Origin of the sequence: Geothrix limicola (assembly GCF_030268085.1) — a bacterium.
GTDB classification, from domain to species: domain Bacteria; phylum Acidobacteriota; class Holophagae; order Holophagales; family Holophagaceae; genus Geothrix; species Geothrix limicola.
This window is the reverse complement of record NZ_BSDE01000009.1, coordinates 1-21,776: the sequence shown is the minus strand read 5'-3', so window position 1 is coordinate 21,776 and position 21,776 is coordinate 1. Positions and strand designations below refer to the sequence as shown.

Sequence of the window (21,776 nt, the reverse complement as noted above, 5' to 3'; positions counted from 1 at the left end):
CATGGCTGACGACAAGAAGGAACCCTGGCTGAACCTGCTGGCCCTCACGACGGTCATCCTCGCGGTGTGCGCGACGCTGGCCACCTTCAAGGGGGGCGGCTATTCGACGAAGACCGTGCTGAACCAGGCCATGGCCTCGGATGAATGGGCCCACTACCAGGCCAAGGGCATCAAGGGGAACCTCTACGAAGTGGAGGCCCTGCGCCTGAAGCGGGAGATCGAACTGGCGCCGAAGACCGCGCTGCCCGTGCTGGAGAAGAGCCTCGCCGACGTGGAGAAGAAGGTCGCCAAGTACGAGGGCGAGAAGGCCGACATCGACAAGAAGGCCCGGGGCTTCGAAGACGCCAAGACCGATGCCCAGAAGCACGGCGCGCCCTTCGGACTGGCCGTGATCTTCCTGCAGATCGCCATCCTGCTGTCGTCCATCGCGGCCCTGATGAAGAAGCAGCCCGTCTACTGGGCGGGCCTCGTGGTGGGCGTGGTCGGGATGGTCTATTTCGCCAACGGCTTCTTCCTCTTCTTCCGCGTCTGATGTGGGCCCTCACGGTTGCCGCGATCATCGAACGCCGGGGCCGCTTCCTCGTTGTGGAAGAACCTGACAAGGTGACGGGGCGGCCCGTCATCAATCAGCCCGCGGGCCACGTCGAACCCGGCGAATCGCTGCTGGATGCCGTGCGCCGCGAGGTGCGCGAGGAGACGGGCCTCGCCTTCACCCCTCAGTCCATCGTGGGGCTCTATCCCCTGAAGGCCGCCAACGGCAGCGACTACTTCCGCGTGTGCTACCGGGGCACCGTGCCCGAGGGCTTGGACGCCGTGCCCGAGGATCCCGACATCCTCCGCTGCCACTGGCTCACACCCGAGGAACTGGGCGCGGCGCCCCTGCGTTCCGGCTGGGTGCTGCGCTGCCTGGAGGACGCCCTCGCGGGCCGAAGCTTCCCGCTCGATCTCGTGGCCGATATCCGCGTAGAGCGGTGAGGCCTCTCTACGGTCTCCGCGCCTTCTGCGGTTAACGAGTTCCTTTTTTTCGCAGCCACACCGCCGCGAGGATGGAGGTGAGGGCGCCGGTCACGACGGTGCCGATGGCGCCGGCCATGGCGCTGGCGCGGGGGGTCTGCATGGGTGCGCTGGCGCGCACGGCGGCTTCGATCTGATCGGGGCTCAGGCCCTGCCTGGCCATCATCTGGCGGCCCAGGGTTTCGAGTTCCTGGAAGTAGTGGGGGAAGACGACGGTGGTGAAGAGCAGGCTGGCGCCGTAGATGATCATCGAGGCCAGCAGCGAAGTGCTCACCCCGTTCCAGACCTGGCGGCCGTAGCCCGCGCCCGGGGCCGTGCCGCGCAGGGTCCAGAGCAGGATGCCAATCTCCAAAGGGATGACGAGGAAGAAGAGGCTGTGGAGCGCCGGATGCTTGTACCAGCCCGTGAGGCCCATGACGAAGGTCCAGGCGGCCACGGAGAGGCCGAGGATCAGGCCGGCGCGAAGGGTGGGGGGCATGGGCACCTCGAAGGGACGTTCAGTGTGCTGCCCCTCGGGGCCTCGGAGCAATCCCTCGGCATGATCCAGTGAGCCGGGTGGCCTGGAACCGCATCATATTTGTGGATTGGGTGGGGCTCGGCCTTTCCATCACCGTCCATCACTGGCAAAAGAAGAAATCAACCGGTGATGGACGATGATGGACAGTGATGAAAAGAGGGGTGATTCAATCGTCGCTTCGTTCCATATTCGGAGGGCGTGAATCGGTCCACCCCGTTTCAGAAGACGCTGCTGCCGCCATTCACGGGCAGGGTGGCGCCGGTGACGAAGCGGGCCCGCAGGAGACCGAGCACCGCTTCGGCCACATCCTCGGCCTGGCCGTTGCGGCGCAGGGGCGTGTGTTCGGCGGCGGCCTGCTTGTGCTTGGCGGGCAGGCTGGCGGTGGCGTCAGTCAGTGTGAGGCCAGGCGCGACGGCGTTCACGCGGATGCCCATGGGGCCCAGCTCGAAGGCCAGGGCCCGCACGAAGCCCTCCAGGCCCGCCTTGGCGGCGCTGTGGGCGCAGAAGCCCCAGCCGGGATCGCGGGCCAGGCCGCTGGTGATGGCGACGATATCGCCGTCCTTCCGCTCCAGCATCTGGGGCAGGACCGCGCGGCAGCCGTGGAAGGCGGCGCCCAGTTCGCCGAGGATCTTGGATTCGAAGGCCTCCCAGGGGTAATGCTGGAAGGCGGCCATGGGAAAGCCGATGGCCGCGTTGAGCACCAGGATGCCGATGGGCCCCAGCTGCGCCTTCACGGTGGCGGCCATGGCCTCAACCTGGGCCTGATCGCGGGCGTCGGCCTTCACGGCCATGGCCCGGCCTCCGGCGGCCTGGATGTCGCTGACGACGCCGAGCGCCGCGTCCTCGGATCCGAAATAGTTCACGGCCACTGCGGCACCCTGGGCCGCGAGGGCCTTGGCGACGGCCGCACCGATGCCGCGGCTGGCTCCGGTGACGAGGGCGACGTTTCCTTGAAGCGGCATGGGTCCTCCCCGGAGCTGATCCGACGAATGTCTCCGATTCTGCGCCCGCCGTGGGAGCGCCTCAAGGGCCGGCGGCGTCGCCTGATCAGTCCGCCAGTTCCTGGATGCCCATGCCTCCGGTGGCCCCGGCCTCCCCTGTCAGCGCGCGGCGCAGGTAGCCCGCCTGGCCCAGGTGGAAGGCCAGGTGCGTCGAGACGTGCATCAGGAAGCGCGCCGTGGGCGGCTGGAGGCCCATGAGTACCTGGGGGTAGGGTTGGGCCAGGGTCTCGTCCGTGAGCGCCTTGAGGCCGGTTTCCACGTCGCTGAGGGCGGCTTCCAGCAGGCTGACAACCTCGGCGCGGGTGCCCGCCCGCTGGGCGAACTCCTGGTCGCGGTGGCGCGCGTAATCCGTGCCGCCGAGCACGGCGCCCAGGAAGTGGCGCAGGTTGCCCACGACGTGCAGGGCGAGGTTTCCGGCGCTGTTGCTGATGCCCGGCAGCGTGCGCCAGAGCGTCGCGTCATCGGGGAAGCTCTCGACCTCGCGGACGAAGCAGCGCAGATCGCGGCGGAGCAGGATGAAGAGGTCGGCGGCGAAGGGGGTCATATTCACTCCGGGTGGACACAATCAGCCCCAGATGAACACCGATGAACACGGATGGGCAAGGGGCGTCTTCATCTGGTTCATCCGCGCCGATCCGTGGCTTATGCTCCTTGCATGGACCTTCAAGCGCTCCTTGACGACATCGCCTCGGAATCCGCGCCCTTCGCGGCGCAGGGGAAGGTGGCCGACTACATCCCGGCCCTGGCGGCGGTGCCCGCCACGCACTTCGGCATCGCCCTCGCCACCATGGACGGGGGCACCTACGGCAGCGGCGACTGGCGGATGCCCTTCTCCATCCAGAGCGTGTCCAAGGCCTTCTCGCTGGCCCTGGTGCTGGCGCGGGACGGCGAGGCCCTGTGGACCCGCGTGGGACGCGAACCTTCGGGCAATCCCTTCAACTCGCTGGTGCAGCTGGAATACGAAAAGGGCATCCCGCGGAACCCCTTCATCAATGCCGGCGCCCTCATCCTCATCGACCGCCTGCTCTCCCTGACGGGCGATTCGCTGGGCACGCTGCGGGATTTCCTGCGGGCGGAAAGCGGTCAGGCCGCGGTGGACCTGGATGCCGAGGTCGCCGCCTCCGAAGCCGCCCACGGCCACCGAAACGCCGCCCTCGCCCACTTCATGGCCAGCTGCGGCAATCTGGAGAACCCGGTGGAGCGCGTGCTCGACCACTACTTCAGGCAGTGCAGCCTGCGCATGAGCTGCGCGGACCTGGCGAAGGCGGGGCTCTTCCTGGCCAACCACGGCCTGCGGGCCGACGGTTCGCGCCTGCTCAGCCGCAGCGAGGCCAAGCGCATCAATTCGATCATGCTCACCTGCGGCACCTACGACGCCGCGGGCGACTTCGCCTACCGCGTGGGCCTGCCGGGCAAGAGCGGCGTGGGCGGCGGCATCCTCGCCGTGCTGCCCGAGCGGGGCGTGCTTTGCGTGTGGAGTCCCGCCCTGGACCGCCACGGCAACAGCGTGGCCGGCGTCGAAGCCCTCGACCGCTTCACCACGCGCACGGGCTGGTCCGTCTTCTGATCTCCGGGGATCACCGCTAAGGCTGTTCGTCGGCAGGCGTCGAGCCCTTCGCACGCAGCAGCCAGGCGGCCCAGGCGGTGAAGAGGGTCACGGCCCCGAAGATGAGGACGAGCCGTCTCCAGGGCTGTCCGCCGGCCAGGCGCTCGTTGGCGCGCAGCCAGGCCATGCCCAGCCAGGCGAGGACGCCGCCCCAGAGCACGGCGCCGAGGAGCGTCTGCATGAAGCGCTTCGGGATGAACAGCAGCACGAGCAGGGCCAGCGTCAGCGGCCCGGTCACGAGGAGGCTCAGCCCCAGGCGGAGGGAGAGGGCGGCGAGCATCAGCAGGGCGAAGAAGGCGGGCAGGCGGCGCAGCACGAACATGGGGCCTCGGTGACGGTTCGGAGTCGGTGGTTCGGGCGGCTACTTCCGCGCCATGAGCGCGAGTCCCGCCAGCACCAACAGGATGCCCAGGACCTTCGAGATGGAAAAGGTCTCCCGGAACAGGTAGACCGCCAGGGGGATGAGGAAGACGGCGCCGGCGCCGTTGACGGCCACGCTGGAGGTCTGCAGCGAGCCCCCGGCGCGGTAGGTCAGCAGGAAGCCCATCTCGATGAGCAGCACGCCCACGCCCAGCACCAGGGCCACGCGCAGGCCCGGGCCTGTGGCCATGGCCGCAAAGGCCTGGCGCCAGGGGCCCGCGGCCTGCGACGCGCCCGCGGGTTGCAGCAGGGGCAGGGCCAGGGCCGACAGGGTGAAGGCCACGGCGTAGGCCGCCATGAGCACGGCCATGGGATGGGCCGTGGGGGGCACGAGCTTCTGGCCCAGGTGGTAGATCACCGAACCCACCGTGGCCAGGGCCAACGCGAAGAGCAGGGGCTTCATGAACGCTCCTTCGGGAGGGCGGCGCCGGCCGCGCGGAGGCTGTGCCGCGCTTCGGCATCAAGGAAAGTCCAGGCCACGAAGCGGCTCTGCTTCTGGCCCTGGACCATGGCCACGGTGCGGATCTCCCGGGCCTCGGCTTGGCGCAAGGCGCGGTGGATGGCAGGCAACGAGGCGGAGCTGGAGACGAGGCTGGTGAACCAGGTCACGCGATCGCCGAGCGTCGCGCTTTCAGTGATCATGCGGCGGATGAAGCCCGCCTCGCCGCCCTCGCACCAGAGCTCGGCACCCTGTCCGCCGAAATTACGCGCGGGGTTGCGCACGGGCCACGCGGCCTCACGGCCGAGCTTGCGCCATTTCTGCTGGGCGGCCTCCCGGGCTTCGTGGGCCGAAGCGTGGAAGGGCGGATTGCAGAGGCTCAGGTCGAAGCGCTCGCCGGGTTTGATCACGCCCGTAAAGATGGCCTTCGCATCCCGCTGCCGTCGCAGCTGGATGGCCTCGGCCAGCCCGGGATTCGCCGCGAGGATGCGCGCCGCCGCGGCGAGGGCGGCCTCGTCCAGCTCGGAACCCACGAAGGACCATCCGTATTCGCAGTGCCCGAGGATCGGGTAGATGGCGTTGGCGCCCACGCCCACGTCCAGCACGCGGATCGCGGGACCCCGCGGGATCGCGCCGTCCGCATCCGCCGCCAGCAGGTCCGCGAGGTGGTGCAGGTAGTCGGCCCGGCCGGGGATGGGCGGGCAGAGGTAGCCGGGCGGGATGTCCCAGCCCCGGATGCCGTAGGCCTCGGCCAGCAGGGCGCGGTTGAGGGCCTTCACCGCCGCGGGATCGGCGAAGTCGATGCTGAGCCCGCCGTGGGGGGCCTTCCGCACGAAGGGGGCGAGATCCGCGCTGGCCTTCACCAAGGCCGGGAAATCGTAGCCTCCGGCGTGCCGGTTGCGCGGATGCAGACCCGGCTTGGCGGGACGGCCAGGCTTGGTGGGTTGGTTGGGGCGGGGACCCCTGGAAGGCGCGGACATGCCTCCAGTGTCCGATGAATGGCCTTCCTTTCGCGGGTTCATCTTTCTCGATGCGGAGGGTCGTCAGTCCTTCGTCGTCGTGGCCCGCAGATCCGCCAGGGCGCGGCGGCGGGCCACGAGCCAGAAGCCCAGGGCCGCGAAGAACGTCAGCCAGGCGAGGGTGTAGGCGAGGTTGCGCCCCTGCCAGAGGCCCTCCCACCAGCGCGTGAATTCGGTGGCCAGCACGTTGACCTTGCCGCCGTAGAGCTCCAGATCGCGCAGGTATTTCTTCGTGTCCTCGGGCTCATAGCCCAGGGGGTTGGCGCCCTTCGGCATGGTTCTCAGGTAGACGATCGTCGCGGCGCCGAGGCCCGTCGCGAGGATGCCCAGGGTGATCTGGCGGACACGGCGCAGGCGCGTTGCGGGGTCGCTGCCGAGGCGGGTGACGAAGGTTTGATCCAGGTTCGCGTGGGCGGCGGCGTCCCGCTGGGCGAGGTCGTGGCGGATCCGAGCCAGGTCCTCGGGCGCGGGTGCCAGGCCGCGACGGGCCAATTCGAGCAGGGCCGCTTCCACCACCTCGGTTCGGTAGTGCAGGGGTTGCTCAAGGTAGGTGCGCAGATCGGCGTCGGAAAGGCCAAGGAGGCGCGAATGGAAGGTATCAGTCATGAAGGCTCTGTTCTGTGGGCCGCCAAAGCCTCGATGAAACTCGGCCCGACGGGCTCCCGGACCATCTGCTTCGGTCCACCGTAATTCTTGAACAACGTCTGATGCGCGTCGAGCGACAGATCACCTTCCCGCACGTAGTAATCCCGTACCCAATCGAGCAGGAAGGCCAGCTTTTCGTCCTGGTCGGCTTTGGACGCATATTTGTGCGGTTCCCAGGGCCGGTTGCGGCAATGCGACAGGCAGACTTCTACGCCAGGTTCGAGAAACAAGAGCAGGGGTGAGGCCTTGAGTGTGGCTGCGATGAGGTTCGCGTAGCAGCCCTCGATCACCCATTCTGGATGATGCGTGCAGAAGGTCTCGACATCGTTCAGTGCGGCGGCGGGGTCGCGGGGAACGGCGATCTTTCCCGGTTCCCAGGCGAAGCCGTCCAGGTCGAGGGGCTCTACGCCGTAACGGGCTGCGATGCGGCGCGCCAAGGTGGACTTGCCTGAGCCAGAGTTGCCGAGGATGGCGATGCGCATGGTGGAACCTTTCCCGGCCGGGTGTAATTGAGTTCAGGGCTCCTTCAGCGCCGCTGCAGGCGCGCACCCTTGTTCGCGTCGTCGCAGGTCAGCACGAAGTCGCCGTGGATGCCGGTGGTGGTCACGAAGGGTTGCAGCAGGGCGGCGGGAAATTGGACCGTCTGGCCGTCGGCGCAGCGGGCGACGACGCTGGTCACGGCCCCCCGGTAGTAGTCGAGGTAATGTTCGGAAGACAGGCTGAGGTGGAATTCGAAACGCTGCATGGGCCCCGCGGACTCCCAGAAGCGTCGCGCAAGCGGGTCCCCGCCACAAGGCTTCCCGCGGGCCGTCTTCAGATCAGGCTGAGATCCACCACGGTCTTGGTCTGTCCCTTTTCGCCGCCGCCGGAGCCGCTGCTTTCGTCGACGTGGTGCACGACGACGAGCCGGTTCCCGGCGCGGACATAGCGGTATTCCTGCTTCTGGTTCTGCTCGAAGCTGATGACGAGGAGGGCGCGTCCCTTCATGTGGACCTGGGTTTCGCTCGCGAGGGGCAGGCCATCGGCGCCGATCCAGATCTTGGCCGTGGCTTCGAGTTCTTTGACGTATTTCTTGTCCCGCTGGCCCAGGCGCGGCGTCACCTTCAGGCTGAGCAGGCGGGCGGGCCGGCCCTGCCAGGTCTCGGCCTTCTCCTCGATGAGCTGGGCCTGGTCCAGGGTGCGCAGCAGCTCATCGCTGCCATTGAGGTACTCGGCGACGTCGATGGCCTTGACGCCTTCGATGGCGCGGCGCGTCGGCGTCTTCTTCTCGGGGTCGAGGGCCTTGGCCCGGGCCTCCTGGGCGGCGGTCTGGATGAGGCTGCGGTTCCAGCAGATCTTCAGGCCCTGGGGGCCATCCTCCACCTGGCTGTTGGCGCGGCCCTCGGTGACGACGGGCTGCTTGTCGTCGCCCTGCTGGCTCCAGAACTGGTAGACGAGGTTCGCCTTCACGGGCTCCTGGCCGTTGAGGCGGGCCAGCGCCCCGCGCAGGTCCGACAGGGCGTCGGCGTGCATCACGGCGCAGACGAGCAGGCAGGGCATCCAGCGAAGGTTCATGGGGACTCCGGTGTATTCAGGGATGAGGCGGCCCCAGGAAAGGTTCAGGGCAGGCGGCGCCGAAGCCAGGGCTACGGCCCCCGATCCCCCGCGTTTATGCGGCCGGGACGGGGGCGAGGTTCATGATCACTCCGGAACCTTCGGAGCCACGGCGTAGACCAGTTGCAGGATGCCGTTGGGCAGGGCCTGGCTGCTGAGCAGGTTCAGGACCTGGGCCCGTCCCTCGGGCAGCAGGCGGATGCCGCCGCCCAGCAGGATCGGGATGACGGAAACCTCCACGCGATCCACGAGCCCTTCATCGAGGAGGAGGCGGAAGAGCTGGGCGCCGCCAAACAGCCAGACATCCTTCTGGACGGCCGATTTCAGGGCCCGCACCCGTTCGGGAATGGCCTCACGCACGATCTGGACGCCGGGGAGATCCGTCGGGGGAAGGGTGCGCGAGACCACCAGCACGGGGCGGCCCCGGGTGGGGTTCGCCTCGCCTTGGGCCAGGACCACCTCGAAGGTCTTCCGGCCCATGACGAAGGCGTCGAATTCCGCGAACAGGGCCTCGAAATCCACGCCGGGATCCTCTGGAATCCAGTCGTACTCCCCATTCGGACCGGCGATGAAGCCGTCGAGACTCATGGCGACGTTGTAGCGGAGCAGCTTCATGGGAGGCCTTGGCGCGGGGTCAGGGGACGTTCGAGGGCTTCAACGGCGAAGGAGAAGGAGGCTGAGCACGCCCAGCGCGAGGCCGAGGCAGAGGGGCGAATAGAGGCCGGTGTCGAGGGTCGCGAAGGTGGTTCCACGCTCGCGCTTGAAGAAGCCGACCCATTTGAAATCACCGATCGCCCGCAGCAGGAAGAGGGCCGCCACGGCGAGCCCGAGCAGCCTCAGAGCCCGCATGGACAGGGGCCAGGGGATCCATCCCACCAGGACGGCGACGAGGGCCGCGCAACCGAAGAGGCCGAGCGCCACCAGAAGGGTCGCCTGTTTGGAAGGACGGAAGAGCGGCTTGCCCGCTTTCTCGGGGACGGCGGCCGTGATGCCGAGGGAACCTCCCCCCAGCCAATAGACGTGCAGGATCCCCAGCGCGGTGAAGGCCGTGACGAGGGTGGCGGAGAGCAGGGGCAGGAGCATGGGATCAGGATTCCACAGGGTGGGAACGGGGATCGAGGCTTGCGCGTTCAGCGCGGCGACAGCTTGAGCCTGAAGCCGAAGACGGGCAGCTCCTGCTGCATGAAATCCAGATCCTCGGAACGCAGGAAGCCCAGGCGCTCGTAGAGCTGCCAGGCCACCCGCATGGCCTGGGTCGTGTGGAGGATGACTTCGGCGTGGCCCTGCTCGCGCGCCAGGTCGATGCACGCGAGGGTCAGGGCCCGGCCCGCCCCCAGCTTGCGGAAACGCGGACTGATGCCGAGCAGGCGGATGCCCGAGGCGTTCTTCACCGTCGTGGCGGTTCCCCCGGAGCCGTATTCGGCCATGTCGCCGAAGTAGACGACCCCGCCCACCAGCTCGCCTTCGGGGGTGAGGGCCACGAGCACGCGGGCATCCTTCTTCTCGGCGAAGCGGCCGATGTGGGTGAGCAGCTCGTAGTACCGGGGCTGCTCTTCGGGCGTGGGAAAGCCCTCCAGCCCCGAGTACACCTCGACCATGAGCCGGCCGAGGGCTTCGGATTCAGCCTCCTGGAGATCGCGGATGGTGAGCGGCATGGTCATGGAATCCCTTTGATTCGATTCCAGCGGTGGCGGTCCGGCTTCAGTCGCCCACGTGGATTTTCAGGTCATGAGGCGTGGGCCGTCCTGCTCCCGTCTCCAGCCAATCCCGCAAGCTGAGGAGGAAGGCGGCCCACTTGGTGCTGCAGTGGTGCATGAATTCGACGGGCTCCCGCCAGTTCCCGTGGGTGAACAGGATGAAGGTCTGGCCCTCCTTCCAGACGAGGTTGAAGATCATCTCGGTGCCCACCCATTCTTCTGGGCCAGCGCTGCATTTCCAGTGCACCAGGCCTGCGGGATCGGATTCCAGCACGGTCATCCGGCAGAAACCGAAGTCGAGGGTGTGCCCTTGACTGGGATCGCCCGTGGCGTCGCCGATCCACCAGTGCCGCAGGCCCTCCAGGCTGGAAAGTGCGTAGTAGACCCGGGCCAAGGGAGCATCCACGCCCACGCGATGAAGGATGTCGGCCATGGTTCCTCCGGTCGGTCGGGGCAGCGGGATCCAGGCTACCGGACCGCCGACCCCAGAGCATCAAGGGAGTTCCGCGCCTGGATTCAGTTCCCTTCGCGACAGGCGGGACAGGCTCAGGAGACCGAAGCCGACCACGAGGAACGCGAGGAGGAGGCCCGTCCACGCCACGGCTGCGAAGGTGGCCCTGATGAAGCGGCCGGGTGTGCTTGTTGGCAGGGGGCCTTCCTCAGGCATCATTCGCCCACCGGACCCTGGCCTTCCACCTGCGCGCCCCTTTCGAGGAGCAGCGCGCGCAGCACCGAGCGGTGGCAATGCGCCTCGGAGGCGCAGTAGCACCCGACGGACACATTCGTCTGATGCGACAGTGCGGCGAGCAGGTCGAGGCTGCGGCTGGCCTCCGGCGCCCCCATCTCGGCGCGGTACTTCCGGCTGAAGGCCGCCCACTGGGCCGGGGTCGAGGCTTCCTGCCCGAGCTTCATGGTGTCCACGCTGGGCGCCAGGTTGGGATACCAGACGTCGTACCAGTTCTGGGATGCGAATTCGGATTTGGGCACGCCGCGCGGGGGGCGGCGCACGGTGCCGATGCGCAGGCCCTCGCCTTCGGCGCGCGGACTTCCAAGCCTCACGATGCGGATGACCATGGTCGACTCCTGGCGGGAAGGCCTCATGGTCAGGCTTTTTCGAACGGAGGCCAACGGGAATTGAAGGGCCCCGGCAAAGCCGATCAGTGTTCGCCCGGCTTCGAGGCGTCCTTCAGGATCGACAGGGGCGTCCCCTTTTCGCCCGTGTAGACCACGAGGATCTTGAGCGGCGCGGTTCCCACATTCACGCCGCGATGCCAGGTGTTCACCACTTCGGCGAAGGCCTCGCCTTTCTGAAAGGTGCGGGTGGTGCCGTCCTCCAGCTCCAGCCGCAGGCTTCCCTCGAGGATGTAGGCGATGTTGTCCATCGGATGCTTGTGCCAGGCGGTGGCAGCACCCGGGGCGATCTCGACGAGGACCGTTTGGATTTCGGGATGTTCCAGCCGGGGATAGACCAGGGGCGCGCCGGTCCAAGCGGTGCCGGTTCTGAGGAGGGTCGTCGAGGCGACCGCCGGTGCCTGGGCGTGCAGAAGCGTGAAGGCGCCCGGAAGGAGCAGGGTGGCTGCGAGAGAAAGGCGGTTCGTGAAGGTCATGTCCTCACTCCTGTGGGTCCATCGGTCGGGGCCGGTCGGCTCGGTGTCACCGGCCCTGTTTGTTGGAAACGAACGCAGCCCGGATTCGGCGCAGCCACATGGGAACGACCATCATCGCCCCGAGGATGATGAGGACCGTCGTGTTCGGGTTTTTGATGTAGGCGTTCAATCCCAGGGTGCTGAGCGCGATGACGGCGTAGTACAGCATGTCCCCCGTGATGGCGAAGGCCCAGCCCGCGAGGAAGCCGTGCCCGGCCGCGAGCGCGGTGGTTCGGCCAGTCATGGGATCCAGGCCGAAGGCGATCATGACAAGCGCGAAAGGGCCCACGCCCGTGCCGCCCACATGGGCGACGCTGCGCGCCATGGCATCCTTCATCGCCTCGCGGAACCGTGCCAGACGGGGCACCTTCCGGCACCACGCGACGAGCAGGCGCAGAATCGGCTCGAAGGCGAGGGCGAGGATCACGTCTGAAACGAGGTAGAGACCCGCGGTCAGGGGCCAGGGCAGGCCTTTGGCGCGCGCGAGCAGCACGCCGGCAGGGATGCCGCCCCCGACTGGAAGAAGGAAGAGCATCAGCACGGGGAGCATGCCCGATGTTAACCGATCAGGCGGGCCCGGCGCCTGAGCCCTCCTCGCGCGGGAGCCGCCGGGTCATGAACACGCTGTTCGGGTCTTCGCGGTAGTCCGCGAAGGGGGGACAGCGCTGGAATCCGAAACGTTCGTACAGGCGACGGGCCGGTTCAAAGGCGGGCTGGGCCCCGGTTTCCAGGCTGAGCCGCGTGTAACCCCGGACCTCGGCCTCGCGGAGGATGTGCTCGAGCATGGCCTGGGCGACGCCCTTGCGCCGTTGCGAGCTGGCCGTCCGCATGGATTTGATCTCGCCGTGGGTCGGGTCGAGTTCCTTCAGGGCGCCGCAACCCAGCAGGTCGCCCCCGGACCAGGCCGTCCAGAAGGTGATGTCGGGCTTGCGGAGCGCGCCGAGATCCAGGGCATGCACGCTTTCCGGCGGGGAGATGCGGTGCATGTCCTCCAGGTGTTCGGCGAGCAGGGCGTGGATTTCGGGGCCAGACAAATCGTCGCGCTGGATGTGCATGGGAGATGGTCATTTCACAAGGGAAGGTGGTTGAATGTCGAGCCGGGTCGCCTGAATCTGTCCTTTCGTCATGGGGACAAGACCCGTGGCTGGCTGGGTTCAGGGGGCAGGATTTCCGATCAACGGCTCGCCCCCCTGCGGGCCCCAGAACACGACCCAGGTGGAGAAATCCTCGCTGAAAGTCTCGAAGCGATGCGCCACGCCCGCCGGCACGAAGAAGCAGTCTCCGGGGCCGAAAGGATGCCGTTCGCCATCCACCGCGAACACCCCCGTTCCGGAATGTACGAAGTAGAGCTCATCCTGCGCATGGGGCGACCTTGGAGGGCGATGGATTCGCCTGCTGGAGGGCCACTTGAACGATCTGGGCCGTGAGTTCGAGCGGCCCGAAATCAAAGGCCCCGAGTTCAGACGAGGACAGCCGTTTGAATTCGCTGATTTCAGAACTGGGATGGATCTCGCCGGATGCACGAACGAGATAGGCGATGATCAACTGGTTGAACTGCGCCAAGGTGAAATGACCCAGGAATCGAACCTCGGACACCCGCACACCCAGCTCTTCCTGGGTCTCGCGGGCCACCGCATCCTCTGGCGATTCGCCCTTCTCGAGGAAGCCGGTGATCAGGGAGAACATGCCTTCGGGCCACTGAGCGTTCCTGGCCAGGACATAGTCATCGTCCATTCGAACGAGGGCGGCGACGACGGGGATGGGGTTTCCCCAGAACACGAATCCGCACGGCGTCGATGGACATGCCAATCGCACGACGCCATCGATGGATCGCTGGGTCAGTTCTTCTCGGCAGGCCGGGCAATAGCGCAATGGGCAGCTCCTGTCGCAACAGCCTAGCAAAAAGAGGGAACTCCATCGGAAGTCGCCGAACCATCTGGCGGGACGTTGGGATGAAGCGGTGGCACGGCGGCATCTGCAACCGATCCCAAGGGAATCGATTGCGCTCAAGCCGGGGCCCGGCAAAGCCTATGGGAAGACCCGGTCCGGCTCAGGTAGATCCTGAGCTGAACCATGAGCTGAGCTGGGGTCGGAGTCGGTGGCACCTGCCCTTAGAAGCTCCGACAGGGTCCGATCACCTTTCCCTGTTTTTCGCAGCGGACGGGGGAAGGGCTGGACCTTGGGGTGCTTGGCGTCGCGCACGATCTTCGACAATTTGGGAGGCTGGGCCCGGGAAGGGCTCGGGTGTTTGGATTTCATGAAGCCGATGGCCTGGCCCAGGGTGTCGAATAGGATCCCATCTTCCATCCACCCCAGGTGCCGCCCATTCCATCCGAAGCAATTCAGATGGTCATCAATGTAGGCGACGGCATGGCCGTTCCAGAGGCAAATCGTCCTCTGCCCGTCCTCGGCAATGTAGGCGATCGGGCAATCCTGGGAGTCGTATAGGACCCGCTCCATGGCGATGATTCTCCTGTCGTGGCTCGAACGGAAGAATGGGATCCCCCATGGAACTACGGGTGTGAGGCCGGATCGACCGAAACAGCCGAACGGTGGCTGATCGGGTGCCCAACGGTCATGGCCGGGCGGAAGGATCGGAGGGCCGCGGAATGAAGTGGGCCGGGATATCCGGGGTCAGATGGGGCGGGCTGCTTCGTTCATCATGAGGACGACCTTCCCGACCACACCGCCCTTCTCGAGCCATTCTTGCGCCTGTCTTGCCTCGGCAAGTGGAAAGCGTCGCGCGATGAGGGGCTTGATCTTTTCCTGTTGAAGCAGGTCCAGCAAGGTCATCCAATCCTGGCGGAATAGTCCCGGTTTCAAGCGCTTCAGCGTCTGGATGCTGTAGGGGATGATCCGTTTCCGGCCCGGGAGAAGCCAACCTCCGAGGATGTACCACGCGAAGCGGGCGGTGCCGCGGAAGCGCTGACGACGGCCCGGGCGGCTTGAGGCCAGGCCCTCTCCACGGATGGACGAGATGAGTCCGTAGCCCACCACCTTGCCGCCGGGGCGGAGGGCTTTGCGGGATTCCCAAAGGTGGGGACCTCCGAGGGGATCGAACACGAGGTCCACGCCCTGACCCGTGAGGCGATGAATTTCCTTCACAAAATCCTGGGCACGGTAATCAATCGGGATGCCGCCCAGATCGGTGACGGCCTGCGCACCCCGGGCTGAACAGGTCCCGTACATCTCCAGGCCCGCCAGGCCCCCGAGCTGCAGGAGGGCCGTGCCCACGCCCCCTGCCGCGCCGTGAATCAGGGCCCTTTGTCCCGCTTTCGCCGCGGCGGAATGGTGCAGCATCTGGTAGGCGGTGATGTAGTTCAATCCGAGACTGACCGCTTCGGCGGGATCCAGTCCTGAAGGCACCGGAATCAGTTCGTGATGGGGAAGGCAGATGAATTCCGCGTAGGCGCCGTGAATCGGCAGGGCAGCCACCATCTGGCCCGGCTCGAATCCTGAGACCCCTGTGCCCATCCGGTCGATGAGGCCGACCAGATCCCAGCCAGGCGTGAAGGGCACGGCGGGGGTTTCCGGATGAATGCCCTCCCGCGCCATGACGTCGGGCAAGGCTACGCCGGCCGCCAATACCTTGACCCGCACCTCACCGGGATTCGGTTCGGGGCAATCCTCCTCGACGGCCTGAAGCGTCTCAGGCCCGCCATAGTGGCTCACGACGATACGCGTGTGTCTCATAGGCCTCATCCTTTCCTGGAGGGCAGTTGAACGCGTGCTGCCGAAGGATAGCAGGAAGGCAAGGTCTGGTTTGGTTCGACTCGGCCCGGTCGAAAAGGGTTCAGGCTAGCGATCCTTCAGGATGGAGAGGTACTGCCTCCAGGGGCCTACGGCGCTGGTATGCACCTTGGCCATGGTTCGAGCGATTTGACTGAGGTGGTCAAGGTCATGAACGGCCCAGGTGGCCAGCAGCTGTCCCAACCGGACCTCACCGAGGTCTGGATGGAGCCCGACGCGCTCGAAATCGGTGCGCGTCAGATTCATTCCGGCCAGGACGCTCAGGTTGTCCCGCCTGAGGGTTTCAAAGGTTCTGAGCAGGTCCGCCAGCGATTTTCCTTGGCTTTGCCTGAACTGAGCCGTCCGGTCAAAGGGATCGAAGGGGCGGGTTTCACCCGACAGGATATGCCGTATCCGGGGGACCCAGTTGACTTGCTCGCCATAAATGAGATGCCCCACCACATCGTAGGGGGACCAGGTCTGCTCGCCTTCGGTGGCAGTCACCAGGGCCTGGGGCAAGCCTTCGAGCAGGGCAGCCAGGGTACCGGGCGTGCGCGCCAGAATGGCCACTAGGTCATCAAGGGAGGGCTGATGAGGATTCATGGGCACCCTTCGATCTCGTTAAGGTTGGATTCGCATGCAGGAGATGGCTGCCTGAAGAGCTGCTCTGCGCCGTGCTTCTGACGATGCCGAGCGTTCATTGCCCTGCGGGGGGCTGCCACAACTCCACTTTGTTTCCCTCGGGATCCATGACCCAGCTGAACAAGCCATATTCGGAATCGTCAATCTTATCGAGCACATGACAGCCTTCCTCTTTCAAGGCCTTGACCAAGGCGTGAAGGTCCTCGACGCGGTAGTTGACCATGAAGGGCGAGGAGCTCGGAGCAAAGTGGTCGCTATTCTGCGAATCGATCATCCAGGCGGTCGTGCCCGCCGCTGGCTTGCCCTCGGCGTCGACCCAATCGAAGGCAGCTCCGCCCCAGGCCTGGACATCGATTCCCAGGTGCCGCTTGTACCAAGCCCGCAGGGAAGGCGCGTCTTTGGCTTTGAAGAAGATGCCGCCGATACCAGTGACTCGTTTCATGGGACCTCCGATGCGGGGTGGCGTGAAGTGGGATGCCCATCTCGCATGGAACGCGTAAGAGGGGTCGCTTCGGGCTACACCTTATGGAGGGCCCGTTCGATGGCGGCATCACCTTCCCGGGCCAATTCGACAAGCCGTGAGTCGCCAAGGATCTGAACCATGGCTGAGGGTTTGACGATCTCGACCGAAATCCTTCCGGGCGCGATTTCACGAACCACGGCATTGCAGGGAATCAAGGCGGAAATGTCGCTGTTGAGCGAATAGCCTTGAAAGGCAAATTGAGGATTGCAGGCGCCAAGAATTACAGTCGGGATCATATCCTTGCCGAGCTTCTCTTTGATCTTGGCATGCATGTCCACGCGGGTGAGGATGCCGAAGCCTTCCGAACCAAGGGCTGTTGTGGTTCGATCGATGGCTTCATCGAGGGAAGCCTGGATCTCCCGCTTGACATTAATACCGTTCATGGCGAGCTCCCTTCGATGGGTATCCCCCATGTTCGCATGGGGTGCAATCAGGTCGGACGGCACTGGGCCGCTGGGTGAAAAGCCGATTCGCTTCGCCGGCGAATGATGATGCCGTCGCGGTTCTGGTCGGGCGGAAATCCGGCCGGATCGTCAAGGGAAGGGCTTCAGCCAATCGCTGCGAAGGCTGACTCTGTTGTCTAAGGGATAAGAAGATGGTGCAGAAGGCAATGCCGGTGGAGTCCGGCTTAAGCGAAAAGCTGAGTGTTACGAGGCGCAGGCTTTTAGGAACGCGAGCGCTAATGGGACCGACTCCCCTTTGAGAGCGCTACGTTCTGGTTGGAAGAGTGTCGCAAGGTAGAACCGATGATTGTCTAATTCCACCGCACGCACTTCTCCACTTTCATCGATGGCAGAGGCACGGAGCGGACCAGTGACGAGTGCCGCTTGGAATTCAGGGTTTAGCCCGTACCGACAACGGTATCCCTCGGTGGTTTCGGTCGTTCCATAGGCCGAGGCAATGCGAGTGCCGGGAAGTAGCTTCACCAGGCCAGTTGTTTCGACCAGTGAGCATCGAAGGGCTGAGATCACTGCGCGTCCCGTATTCGGTGAGGTTTCGGCATGCTCTGCATCAACCCACCCCATCACATTCCGAGCGTAATCAACAATGGCGTGCTGGAATCCGCCACAAGTCCCAAGAAATGGGATGCCATTTTCACGAGCATGCCGAATCGCAAGCAAGGCGCCATCCATGCTGCGATACGGGCTCGCGGGCACACACCACAGCCCATCAAACTCGGAAAGACGAGAGGTCGAAGTTATCTCATGAGTGGGAACCCACTTGATATCGACTTCAATGTTTAGCGCGTCTGCGGAATTAAGCAAAGCAGTTGGGATAGCAAGATGAGCTGGCACAGCTTGGCTGTAGTCGCCAACCAATCCAACCGTTACTTTCTTATTCATCATCTCTACTTTCAAAGTGACGCATGAGGCATGAGGCAAACCGACCGCGCCTCCGCTGAGGCGATGAGCGAAGACAAAGAGACTGGAAGATGACTGAGAGAAAATGCAGGCAGGGTTCGAATAGAAGGGAGGGGTAGAGCACGCTTCGACGAACCTCAAAGGAATGACAAAACCAAATGCAAGATGGGATGAATTACAGATCTAGGGTACCCCCGACCAGGAGTGCCTGTCGGCTTGAGGATAGCGGCTACTTTCTGATGACGAGCCTGATTCATCCGCCAATGACCATCGAATCTGTGAATGTCGAAAGCTGGTGCGCTCCAAGCTCTGGCCCCATCTTGGGGGCACCAGGGCCTGGGACGGGGATCTATCCTTCTCTTAATGGCCCGGCGGCCTTGTACGTAATGAAGATGAGGCCGGACGGGAAGGTATTCGTGCTGACAAGTTCGAATGACCGCGGCGGGGTCCCTTCCGCAAAGAGGCGCTTCCCCATGCCCAACAGGACCGGATAGACGATCAACAACACTTCATCGGCGAGCCCCTGTTCGAGCAGGACCGATGTCAGTGTGGAGCTACCCCAGAGAATAAGCTCAGGGCCATCCTGCGACTTGATGCGGCGAATGTCCTCGACGATATTCGGCCCAAGGCCCTCGAAGGGACCCCATTCAAGACTTTCCGGTCGGTGGGTTGCGATATATTTCGTAGCTGCATTAAGGCTGTCCGCCATCGGGCTGGACGGCGCCTTTGGCCAATAGCCCGACCAGATATCGTAGGTCCGACGGCCGAGCAGCAGGTCAAAGCTCTCCCCCTGGGCAGCGATGATTGCCTCCAGGCCAGCGGGTGTTCGATAGGGTCCGGTCCAGTTGCTGTAGGGAAACCCATCCCCATCGGCCGAATGCTGGATCACGCCGTCCAGCGAAATGTGTTCTATGATTTTGAGCTTCCTCATTCGAGTCTCCTATGGATTGGTGCGTCCACTAAGACGACGAATGGCGAGTCATCAAATCGACACGGCCTCCAAACTATTTTTCGGAGTTCCGAAGCTAATGGATCGCTCAATGCCGACTGAGGCGCTTAACGAATGTGGCTAACCAAGTGGGATAGGCCCCCCGCTATGCGGGGGAGACAGTAGTCGTTTGACAGATACGGAAGTCCACCGCAGAACTCTTACAGGTGAGCCGCCAAGCACACAAGAGGAGAACTGAGATGGACCCAATGGAAAGTCTAAGCCACACAAAGTGGCAGTGTAAGTACCACGTGATATTCGCACCTAAACGAAGAAGGAAGGTGATCTACAAGCAACTGAGGCAGCACCTTGGAGAGGTGTTCAAGCGGTTAGCGACCCCGCTTAGCCGCTTTGAGCGGCTCACCTAATAAGGCCTCCGGCTTTGCCGGGGGATACTTACCGGCCCCGCCTGCACCGAGACGACGAACGAAGTCGAGGAAGCGAGAAGTTGAGAGAGAGCGGAAGGGGAATGCAGGCGGGGGCCGACTTGAGCGAGGGTTAGGCCGTTGGTTACTGCCCGGATAACTTGGCAGCAAGGATTGAATGCTTTTCAATGGATGGCGGGCAGGAAAGCATTTCTGACCATGTTGCTCTTAAAATGTCGGCAACTTTCCCTGCGATGTGAGCGTTCCGACCTTCTTCATGTGGGAACGCATCAAAAATTCCGAAGGTGGTGGGACCAAATTGAACGGCAAACCAAGTCGTTGTATCGATTTCTTCGAGAATCAATGGAAGGGCGTTTATGAGGAAACTGGCAACATCTGCTTCTTTGCCAGGTTTGGCTTCTAAGCGAAGGAGGAGGCCAACCTTTACCATTCATTTCTCCGGTGGGTTGTTGTGGTAGGAATGAACTATAGCTGATGGAACGGCCTAAATTTCGAAATCGCTGGCGATGCCGCATAGCGGCAGCGTCCGCTCGCATTGAGTGGTTAGGCTGGAGGAGAAGTAGAACTTGAACATGGGATATTCCGAGACAAAAGAAGCTGCCATGCAACAAAGCAGACACTCGCTGCCAAAAGGGCGACTGGAAGTGACCAAACTCCGACGTGTGACCTAAGGGGTTTTGATCCAAAGGAGACAATGCAAATCGAGGTGATGATTCCGGCATTTGCGATTACCTTCGATGGGCGGGATGCACTCCCGCAAGAAATGCACACATACCTCGGAGAACCCTTCAGGGCTTCGAGCAACGGGAGTGGGGTTTACATGCAGGGCAACTGTTCATATCAACGGCCTAACGAGTGAGCTAAGCGGCCACGCCTGCACCGAGGCGACGAGCGGAGCCGAGATAGCGAAATGCTGAGAGAGAGCGGAAGGCAATGCAGGCGGGGTCCGACTTGAGCGAGAGGTTAGGGCGATCGAAAACTTTGAAGGGGAAATTATACTAATGAAATGAGTTATTGCTTCGGCCTAGTCCGATTTTTATAGACCTTTTCAACCGTGCTGCCGAGCATTCCGAGCACAGTAGCAAGGTAAAAATAGATACCGCTAGCGTGCAGAATCTCAGTCTTTTTCATAAAGAAAAGGCGGCCAATTGCGAATGCCAGAACGCAAATGCTTGATGTGTAAATGAATTTATACGTTGTGTTGATTTCGTGATTTCTTTCGGTATCAATGCACAGGACAACCACGCACGCCGCGAGAATAATGAAAGCAATGTTTCCATTGTGGAAGTTCATTGGAGCCCTAACGAATGAAGCTCACCGGCCACGCCTGCACCGAGGCGCTGAACGAAGCCGAGTTAGCAAGATGTTGAGAGAGAACGAAATGCAATGCAGGCGGGGTCCGAGTGCAGCGGAGGGTTAGGTTGCCAGTTCGAGAGAAATACAAGTGAATTAGGAAATAGTTTCAGGTTCAAATTTTTGGATCCGAGCCTTGATGATTACCGTGTTTGGGGCAATGAGCTCTGGTTGTAGCTCCTTTTCAGGGAAATCGGGTGGGTATAGGTGGAAGACAAAGTACACCACTGAAGTCCGAATTGTATCGTTGAGCACGGGCGGGTATTTCCACTGCAGAACAGCCTCATGGACTGCTGGTCGAAACCGATCAGCCACCCGGTTATGACGACTGCCAAACATGGTGACGTTAGCTATCGACCCATCCGGTCTGATTGAAAGAGCAGCACTCACCACGCCGGATTCTTCAAATTGTTTTGCAATGATGGGGTATTCCGGCGCAACCCACTTGTTTGGAGCCAAGGTCTGACTGAAGAGGAACTGCGATGAGAGTAATGCAATCGTCAACGCTAGTTGTATTGTTCGCATCATGATTCTCCAAGATGCATGGCCAACCTAACGAATGGGGCTAACCGGCACCGCCTGCACCGAGGCGCTGAACGAAGCCGAGGTAGCTGGAAGCTGAGAGAGAGCGGAAGGCAATGCAGGCGGGGTCCGAGTTGAGCCGAGGGTTAGGCGTTAGTAGGTAATGGGCGGATAGTATTTGGCGTAACTGAATTTAATTGTACGAAAAATGCCAAGGATGATCAGGGTAGATGCCAGAACCAATAGTCTGAGCCAAAGCGAATGAAAGAATATCGAAGGAAGAAGCCAGAACATTGAAACGAGTGTGAAAGGCCATCCGATTTGAAGGTAGATATGGCCACCACACGTAGAGCAAGTTGTGGGACGTAGGCCAGTGTCTGTGAATTTGCCAAACAAGGACTTGGCCGGCTTTTCGCAATGTGGGCAAATGCGCGAAGAGTGCATATGAAACGCCTAACGAATGAAGCTAAGCGGCCGCGCCTGCACCGAGGCGATGAGCGGAGCCGGGATAGCGAAATGCTGAGAGAGAGCGGAAGGCAATGCAGGCGGGGTCCGACTTGAGCGGAGGGTTAGGCAGCCTGAGATGTTCATAGGTTACCGGTGTATTTCCAACCTTCTGAGACTAATTGATGGATTCTGTGGGTGGATGAAGACTCGATATATTTTTCAACTTCG

32 protein-coding genes and 1 pseudogene are annotated in these 21,776 nt (G+C 63.3%); 4 read left to right on the top strand and 29 right to left on the bottom strand.

The window, feature by feature from the left end; all coding sequences use genetic code 11:
• Position 1: 1 nt before the first annotated feature.
• Both QSJ34_RS17275 and QSJ34_RS17270 read left to right on the top strand, forming a co-directional pair.
• Positions 2–532 (top strand): DUF4337 domain-containing protein, encoded by a 531-nt coding sequence (locus tag QSJ34_RS17275; RefSeq protein ID WP_285577673.1) that lies wholly within the window; start codon positions 2–4, stop codon positions 530–532.
• Positions 532–975, top strand: a complete 444-nt coding sequence (locus QSJ34_RS17270; RefSeq protein ID WP_285577671.1) for an NUDIX domain-containing protein — start codon at positions 532–534, stop codon at positions 973–975. Before QSJ34_RS17275 ends, QSJ34_RS17270 begins: the two co-directional genes overlap by 1 nt.
• A 31-nt stretch (positions 976–1,006) precedes the next feature.
• On the opposite strand, the gene QSJ34_RS17265 is transcribed toward QSJ34_RS17270, so the two are convergent.
• The 3 genes from QSJ34_RS17265 to QSJ34_RS17255 form a co-directional block, all read right to left on the bottom strand.
• Positions 1,007–1,492, bottom strand: coding sequence for a DUF4199 domain-containing protein (locus QSJ34_RS17265; RefSeq protein ID WP_285577668.1), 486 nt, complete (start codon positions 1,490–1,492; stop codon positions 1,007–1,009).
• Positions 1,493–1,749: 257 nt separating this feature from the next.
• The gene (locus tag QSJ34_RS17260) at positions 1,750–2,493 is read right to left on the bottom strand and encodes an SDR family oxidoreductase (protein WP_285577663.1); all 744 of its coding nucleotides are present in this window, start codon (positions 2,491–2,493) and stop codon (positions 1,750–1,752) included.
• 85 nt (positions 2,494–2,578) lie between these two features.
• Positions 2,579–3,076: a DinB family protein gene (locus QSJ34_RS17255; RefSeq protein ID WP_285577661.1), complete on the bottom strand. Its 498-nt coding sequence runs from the start codon at positions 3,074–3,076 to the stop codon at positions 2,579–2,581.
• Positions 3,077–3,187: 111 nt separating this feature from the next.
• Here QSJ34_RS17255 and QSJ34_RS17250 point away from each other — a divergent pair, with 111 nt between their 5' ends.
• Entirely contained in the window at positions 3,188–4,099 is a 912-nt protein-coding gene (locus QSJ34_RS17250; protein ID WP_285577659.1) for a glutaminase, read from the top strand.
• Between the two features lie 16 nt (positions 4,100–4,115).
• Here the strand turns inward: QSJ34_RS17250 and QSJ34_RS17245 are convergent, their stop codons facing one another.
• The 24 genes from QSJ34_RS17245 to QSJ34_RS17135 all read right to left on the bottom strand — a co-directional run bounded on the left by QSJ34_RS17245 (position 4,116) and on the right by QSJ34_RS17135 (position 18,783).
• Positions 4,116–4,460 carry a hypothetical protein gene (locus QSJ34_RS17245; protein ID WP_285577657.1) on the bottom strand — a complete coding sequence of 115 codons (345 nt, stop codon included), beginning with the start codon at positions 4,458–4,460 and terminating at the stop codon, positions 4,116–4,118.
• A 39-nt stretch (positions 4,461–4,499) separates the two neighbouring features.
• Positions 4,500–4,961, bottom strand: a complete 462-nt coding sequence (locus QSJ34_RS17240; RefSeq protein ID WP_285577655.1) for a hypothetical protein — start codon at positions 4,959–4,961, stop codon at positions 4,500–4,502.
• Positions 4,958–5,977: a 23S rRNA (adenine(1618)-N(6))-methyltransferase RlmF gene (gene rlmF / locus QSJ34_RS17235; protein ID WP_285577653.1), complete on the bottom strand. Its 1,020-nt coding sequence runs from the start codon at positions 5,975–5,977 to the stop codon at positions 4,958–4,960. Before rlmF ends, QSJ34_RS17240 begins: the two co-directional genes overlap by 4 nt.
• Before the next feature lie 63 nt (positions 5,978–6,040).
• Entirely contained in the window at positions 6,041–6,622 is a 582-nt protein-coding gene (locus QSJ34_RS17230; RefSeq protein ID WP_285577651.1) for a hypothetical protein, read from the bottom strand.
• On the bottom strand, positions 6,619–7,143 hold the full coding sequence (locus QSJ34_RS17225) for a P-loop NTPase family protein (RefSeq protein ID WP_285577649.1): 525 nt from the start codon (positions 7,141–7,143) through the stop codon (positions 6,619–6,621). The genes QSJ34_RS17230 and QSJ34_RS17225 overlap by 4 nt, the downstream gene beginning before the upstream one ends.
• A 44-nt stretch (positions 7,144–7,187) precedes the next feature.
• Positions 7,188–7,406 carry a DUF2835 family protein gene (locus QSJ34_RS17220; RefSeq protein WP_285577647.1) on the bottom strand — a complete coding sequence of 73 codons (219 nt, stop codon included), beginning with the start codon at positions 7,404–7,406 and terminating at the stop codon, positions 7,188–7,190.
• 68 nt (positions 7,407–7,474) lie between these two features.
• On the bottom strand, positions 7,475–8,215 hold the full coding sequence (locus QSJ34_RS17215; protein WP_285577645.1) for a hypothetical protein: 741 nt from the start codon (positions 8,213–8,215) through the stop codon (positions 7,475–7,477).
• Between the two features lie 126 nt (positions 8,216–8,341).
• Entirely contained in the window at positions 8,342–8,869 is a 528-nt protein-coding gene (locus QSJ34_RS17210) for a dihydrofolate reductase family protein (protein ID WP_285577643.1), read from the bottom strand.
• Positions 8,870–8,908: 39 nt separating this feature from the next.
• Entirely contained in the window at positions 8,909–9,337 is a 429-nt protein-coding gene (locus tag QSJ34_RS17205) for a DUF3995 domain-containing protein (protein ID WP_285577641.1), read from the bottom strand.
• 47 nt (positions 9,338–9,384) lie between these two features.
• Entirely contained in the window at positions 9,385–9,915 is a 531-nt protein-coding gene (locus tag QSJ34_RS17200; RefSeq protein WP_285577640.1) for a GNAT family N-acetyltransferase, read from the bottom strand.
• A gap of 40 nt (positions 9,916–9,955) precedes the next feature.
• Positions 9,956–10,384, bottom strand: coding sequence for an SRPBCC family protein (locus QSJ34_RS17195; protein WP_285577637.1), 429 nt, complete (start codon positions 10,382–10,384; stop codon positions 9,956–9,958).
• A 233-nt stretch (positions 10,385–10,617) separates the two neighbouring features.
• Positions 10,618–11,025, bottom strand: coding sequence for a DUF488 domain-containing protein (locus QSJ34_RS17190; RefSeq protein ID WP_285577630.1), 408 nt, complete (start codon positions 11,023–11,025; stop codon positions 10,618–10,620).
• A gap of 83 nt (positions 11,026–11,108) precedes the next feature.
• Positions 11,109–11,558: a cupin domain-containing protein gene (locus QSJ34_RS17185; RefSeq protein ID WP_285577628.1), complete on the bottom strand. Its 450-nt coding sequence runs from the start codon at positions 11,556–11,558 to the stop codon at positions 11,109–11,111.
• Between the two features lie 46 nt (positions 11,559–11,604).
• Positions 11,605–12,147: a hypothetical protein gene (locus tag QSJ34_RS17180; protein WP_285577625.1), complete on the bottom strand. Its 543-nt coding sequence runs from the start codon at positions 12,145–12,147 to the stop codon at positions 11,605–11,607.
• Positions 12,148–12,163: 16 nt separating this feature from the next.
• The gene (locus tag QSJ34_RS17175; RefSeq protein WP_285577623.1) at positions 12,164–12,652 is read right to left on the bottom strand and encodes a GNAT family N-acetyltransferase; all 489 of its coding nucleotides are present in this window, start codon (positions 12,650–12,652) and stop codon (positions 12,164–12,166) included.
• Positions 12,653–12,751: 99 nt separating this feature from the next.
• A complete protein-coding gene (locus QSJ34_RS17170; protein WP_285577621.1) occupies positions 12,752–12,919 on the bottom strand; it encodes a cupin domain-containing protein in 168 nt (55 codons plus the stop codon).
• A 28-nt stretch (positions 12,920–12,947) separates the two neighbouring features.
• Positions 12,948–13,376: an NUDIX domain-containing protein gene (locus tag QSJ34_RS17165; RefSeq protein ID WP_285577619.1), complete on the bottom strand. Its 429-nt coding sequence runs from the start codon at positions 13,374–13,376 to the stop codon at positions 12,948–12,950.
• A gap of 249 nt (positions 13,377–13,625) precedes the next feature.
• A complete protein-coding gene (locus QSJ34_RS18615) occupies positions 13,626–14,057 on the bottom strand; it encodes a 4-fold beta flower protein (RefSeq protein WP_420798873.1) in 432 nt (143 codons plus the stop codon).
• A gap of 174 nt (positions 14,058–14,231) precedes the next feature.
• Positions 14,232–15,290, bottom strand: coding sequence for a medium chain dehydrogenase/reductase family protein (locus QSJ34_RS17160; protein WP_285577617.1), 1,059 nt, complete (start codon positions 15,288–15,290; stop codon positions 14,232–14,234).
• A 105-nt stretch (positions 15,291–15,395) separates the two neighbouring features.
• Positions 15,396–15,929 carry a DinB family protein gene (locus tag QSJ34_RS17155; protein WP_285577615.1) on the bottom strand — a complete coding sequence of 178 codons (534 nt, stop codon included), beginning with the start codon at positions 15,927–15,929 and terminating at the stop codon, positions 15,396–15,398.
• A gap of 94 nt (positions 15,930–16,023) precedes the next feature.
• Positions 16,024–16,410 carry a VOC family protein gene (locus tag QSJ34_RS17150; protein ID WP_285577612.1) on the bottom strand — a complete coding sequence of 129 codons (387 nt, stop codon included), beginning with the start codon at positions 16,408–16,410 and terminating at the stop codon, positions 16,024–16,026.
• Positions 16,411–16,484: 74 nt separating this feature from the next.
• The gene (locus QSJ34_RS17145; protein ID WP_285577610.1) at positions 16,485–16,874 is read right to left on the bottom strand and encodes a DUF302 domain-containing protein; all 390 of its coding nucleotides are present in this window, start codon (positions 16,872–16,874) and stop codon (positions 16,485–16,487) included.
• Between the two features lie 264 nt (positions 16,875–17,138).
• Positions 17,139–17,834 carry a CTP synthase C-terminal region-related (seleno)protein gene (locus QSJ34_RS17140; protein WP_476620526.1) on the bottom strand — a complete coding sequence of 232 codons (696 nt, stop codon included), beginning with the start codon at positions 17,832–17,834 and terminating at the stop codon, positions 17,139–17,141.
• Between the two features lie 367 nt (positions 17,835–18,201).
• Positions 18,202–18,783, bottom strand: coding sequence for a dihydrofolate reductase family protein (locus QSJ34_RS17135; protein WP_285577606.1), 582 nt, complete (start codon positions 18,781–18,783; stop codon positions 18,202–18,204).
• A 257-nt stretch (positions 18,784–19,040) separates the two neighbouring features.
• On the opposite strand from QSJ34_RS17135, the pseudogene QSJ34_RS17130 reads away from it, so the two are divergent.
• A pseudogene (locus QSJ34_RS17130) lies at positions 19,041–19,175 on the top strand (transposase); the annotation flags it as partial.
• 175 nt (positions 19,176–19,350) lie between these two features.
• Here the strand turns inward: QSJ34_RS17130 and QSJ34_RS17125 are convergent.
• Both QSJ34_RS17125 and QSJ34_RS17120 read right to left on the bottom strand, forming a co-directional pair.
• Positions 19,351–19,656, bottom strand: a complete 306-nt coding sequence (locus QSJ34_RS17125; protein WP_285577604.1) for a putative quinol monooxygenase — start codon at positions 19,654–19,656, stop codon at positions 19,351–19,353.
• A 1,019-nt stretch (positions 19,657–20,675) separates the two neighbouring features.
• On the bottom strand, positions 20,676–21,107 hold the full coding sequence (locus tag QSJ34_RS17120) for an energy transducer TonB (protein ID WP_285577602.1): 432 nt from the start codon (positions 21,105–21,107) through the stop codon (positions 20,676–20,678).
• Positions 21,108–21,776: the final 669 nt, after the last annotated feature.

Coding starts and splice junctions, on each gene's coding strand:
- QSJ34_RS17275 (WP_285577673.1), top strand. CDS start 2: ATGGCTGACGACAAGAAGGAACCCTGGCTGAACCTGCTGGCCCTCACG.
- QSJ34_RS17270 (WP_285577671.1), top strand. CDS start 532: ATGTGGGCCCTCACGGTTGCCGCGATCATCGAACGCCGGGGCCGCTTC.
- QSJ34_RS17265 (WP_285577668.1), bottom strand. CDS start 1,492: ATGCCCCCCACCCTTCGCGCCGGCCTGATCCTCGGCCTCTCCGTGGCC.
- QSJ34_RS17260 (WP_285577663.1), bottom strand. CDS start 2,493: ATGCCGCTTCAAGGAAACGTCGCCCTCGTCACCGGAGCCAGCCGCGGC.
- QSJ34_RS17255 (WP_285577661.1), bottom strand. CDS start 3,076: ATGACCCCCTTCGCCGCCGACCTCTTCATCCTGCTCCGCCGCGATCTG.
- QSJ34_RS17250 (WP_285577659.1), top strand. CDS start 3,188: ATGGACCTTCAAGCGCTCCTTGACGACATCGCCTCGGAATCCGCGCCC.
- QSJ34_RS17245 (WP_285577657.1), bottom strand. CDS start 4,460: ATGTTCGTGCTGCGCCGCCTGCCCGCCTTCTTCGCCCTGCTGATGCTC.
- QSJ34_RS17240 (WP_285577655.1), bottom strand. CDS start 4,961: ATGAAGCCCCTGCTCTTCGCGTTGGCCCTGGCCACGGTGGGTTCGGTG.
- rlmF (WP_285577653.1), bottom strand. CDS start 5,977: ATGTCCGCGCCTTCCAGGGGTCCCCGCCCCAACCAACCCACCAAGCCT.
- QSJ34_RS17230 (WP_285577651.1), bottom strand. CDS start 6,622: ATGACTGATACCTTCCATTCGCGCCTCCTTGGCCTTTCCGACGCCGAT.
- QSJ34_RS17225 (WP_285577649.1), bottom strand. CDS start 7,143: ATGCGCATCGCCATCCTCGGCAACTCTGGCTCAGGCAAGTCCACCTTG.
- QSJ34_RS17220 (WP_285577647.1), bottom strand. CDS start 7,406: ATGCAGCGTTTCGAATTCCACCTCAGCCTGTCTTCCGAACATTACCTC.
- QSJ34_RS17215 (WP_285577645.1), bottom strand. CDS start 8,215: ATGAACCTTCGCTGGATGCCCTGCCTGCTCGTCTGCGCCGTGATGCAC.
- QSJ34_RS17210 (WP_285577643.1), bottom strand. CDS start 8,869: ATGAAGCTGCTCCGCTACAACGTCGCCATGAGTCTCGACGGCTTCATC.
- QSJ34_RS17205 (WP_285577641.1), bottom strand. CDS start 9,337: ATGCTCCTGCCCCTGCTCTCCGCCACCCTCGTCACGGCCTTCACCGCG.
- QSJ34_RS17200 (WP_285577640.1), bottom strand. CDS start 9,915: ATGACCATGCCGCTCACCATCCGCGATCTCCAGGAGGCTGAATCCGAA.
- QSJ34_RS17195 (WP_285577637.1), bottom strand. CDS start 10,384: ATGGCCGACATCCTTCATCGCGTGGGCGTGGATGCTCCCTTGGCCCGG.
- QSJ34_RS17190 (WP_285577630.1), bottom strand. CDS start 11,025: ATGGTCATCCGCATCGTGAGGCTTGGAAGTCCGCGCGCCGAAGGCGAG.
- QSJ34_RS17185 (WP_285577628.1), bottom strand. CDS start 11,558: ATGACCTTCACGAACCGCCTTTCTCTCGCAGCCACCCTGCTCCTTCCG.
- QSJ34_RS17180 (WP_285577625.1), bottom strand. CDS start 12,147: ATGCTCCCCGTGCTGATGCTCTTCCTTCTTCCAGTCGGGGGCGGCATC.
- QSJ34_RS17175 (WP_285577623.1), bottom strand. CDS start 12,652: ATGCACATCCAGCGCGACGATTTGTCTGGCCCCGAAATCCACGCCCTG.
- QSJ34_RS18615 (WP_420798873.1), bottom strand. CDS start 14,057: ATGGAGCGGGTCCTATACGACTCCCAGGATTGCCCGATCGCCTACATT.
- QSJ34_RS17160 (WP_285577617.1), bottom strand. CDS start 15,290: ATGAGACACACGCGTATCGTCGTGAGCCACTATGGCGGGCCTGAGACG.
- QSJ34_RS17155 (WP_285577615.1), bottom strand. CDS start 15,929: ATGAATCCTCATCAGCCCTCCCTTGATGACCTAGTGGCCATTCTGGCG.
- QSJ34_RS17150 (WP_285577612.1), bottom strand. CDS start 16,410: ATGAAACGAGTCACTGGTATCGGCGGCATCTTCTTCAAAGCCAAAGAC.
- QSJ34_RS17145 (WP_285577610.1), bottom strand. CDS start 16,874: ATGAACGGTATTAATGTCAAGCGGGAGATCCAGGCTTCCCTCGATGAA.
- QSJ34_RS17140 (WP_476620526.1), bottom strand. CDS start 17,834: ATGAATAAGAAAGTAACGGTTGGATTGGTTGGCGACTACAGCCAAGCT.
- QSJ34_RS17135 (WP_285577606.1), bottom strand. CDS start 18,783: ATGAGGAAGCTCAAAATCATAGAACACATTTCGCTGGACGGCGTGATC.
- QSJ34_RS17125 (WP_285577604.1), bottom strand. CDS start 19,656: ATGGTAAAGGTTGGCCTCCTCCTTCGCTTAGAAGCCAAACCTGGCAAA.
- QSJ34_RS17120 (WP_285577602.1), bottom strand. CDS start 21,107: ATGATGCGAACAATACAACTAGCGTTGACGATTGCATTACTCTCATCG.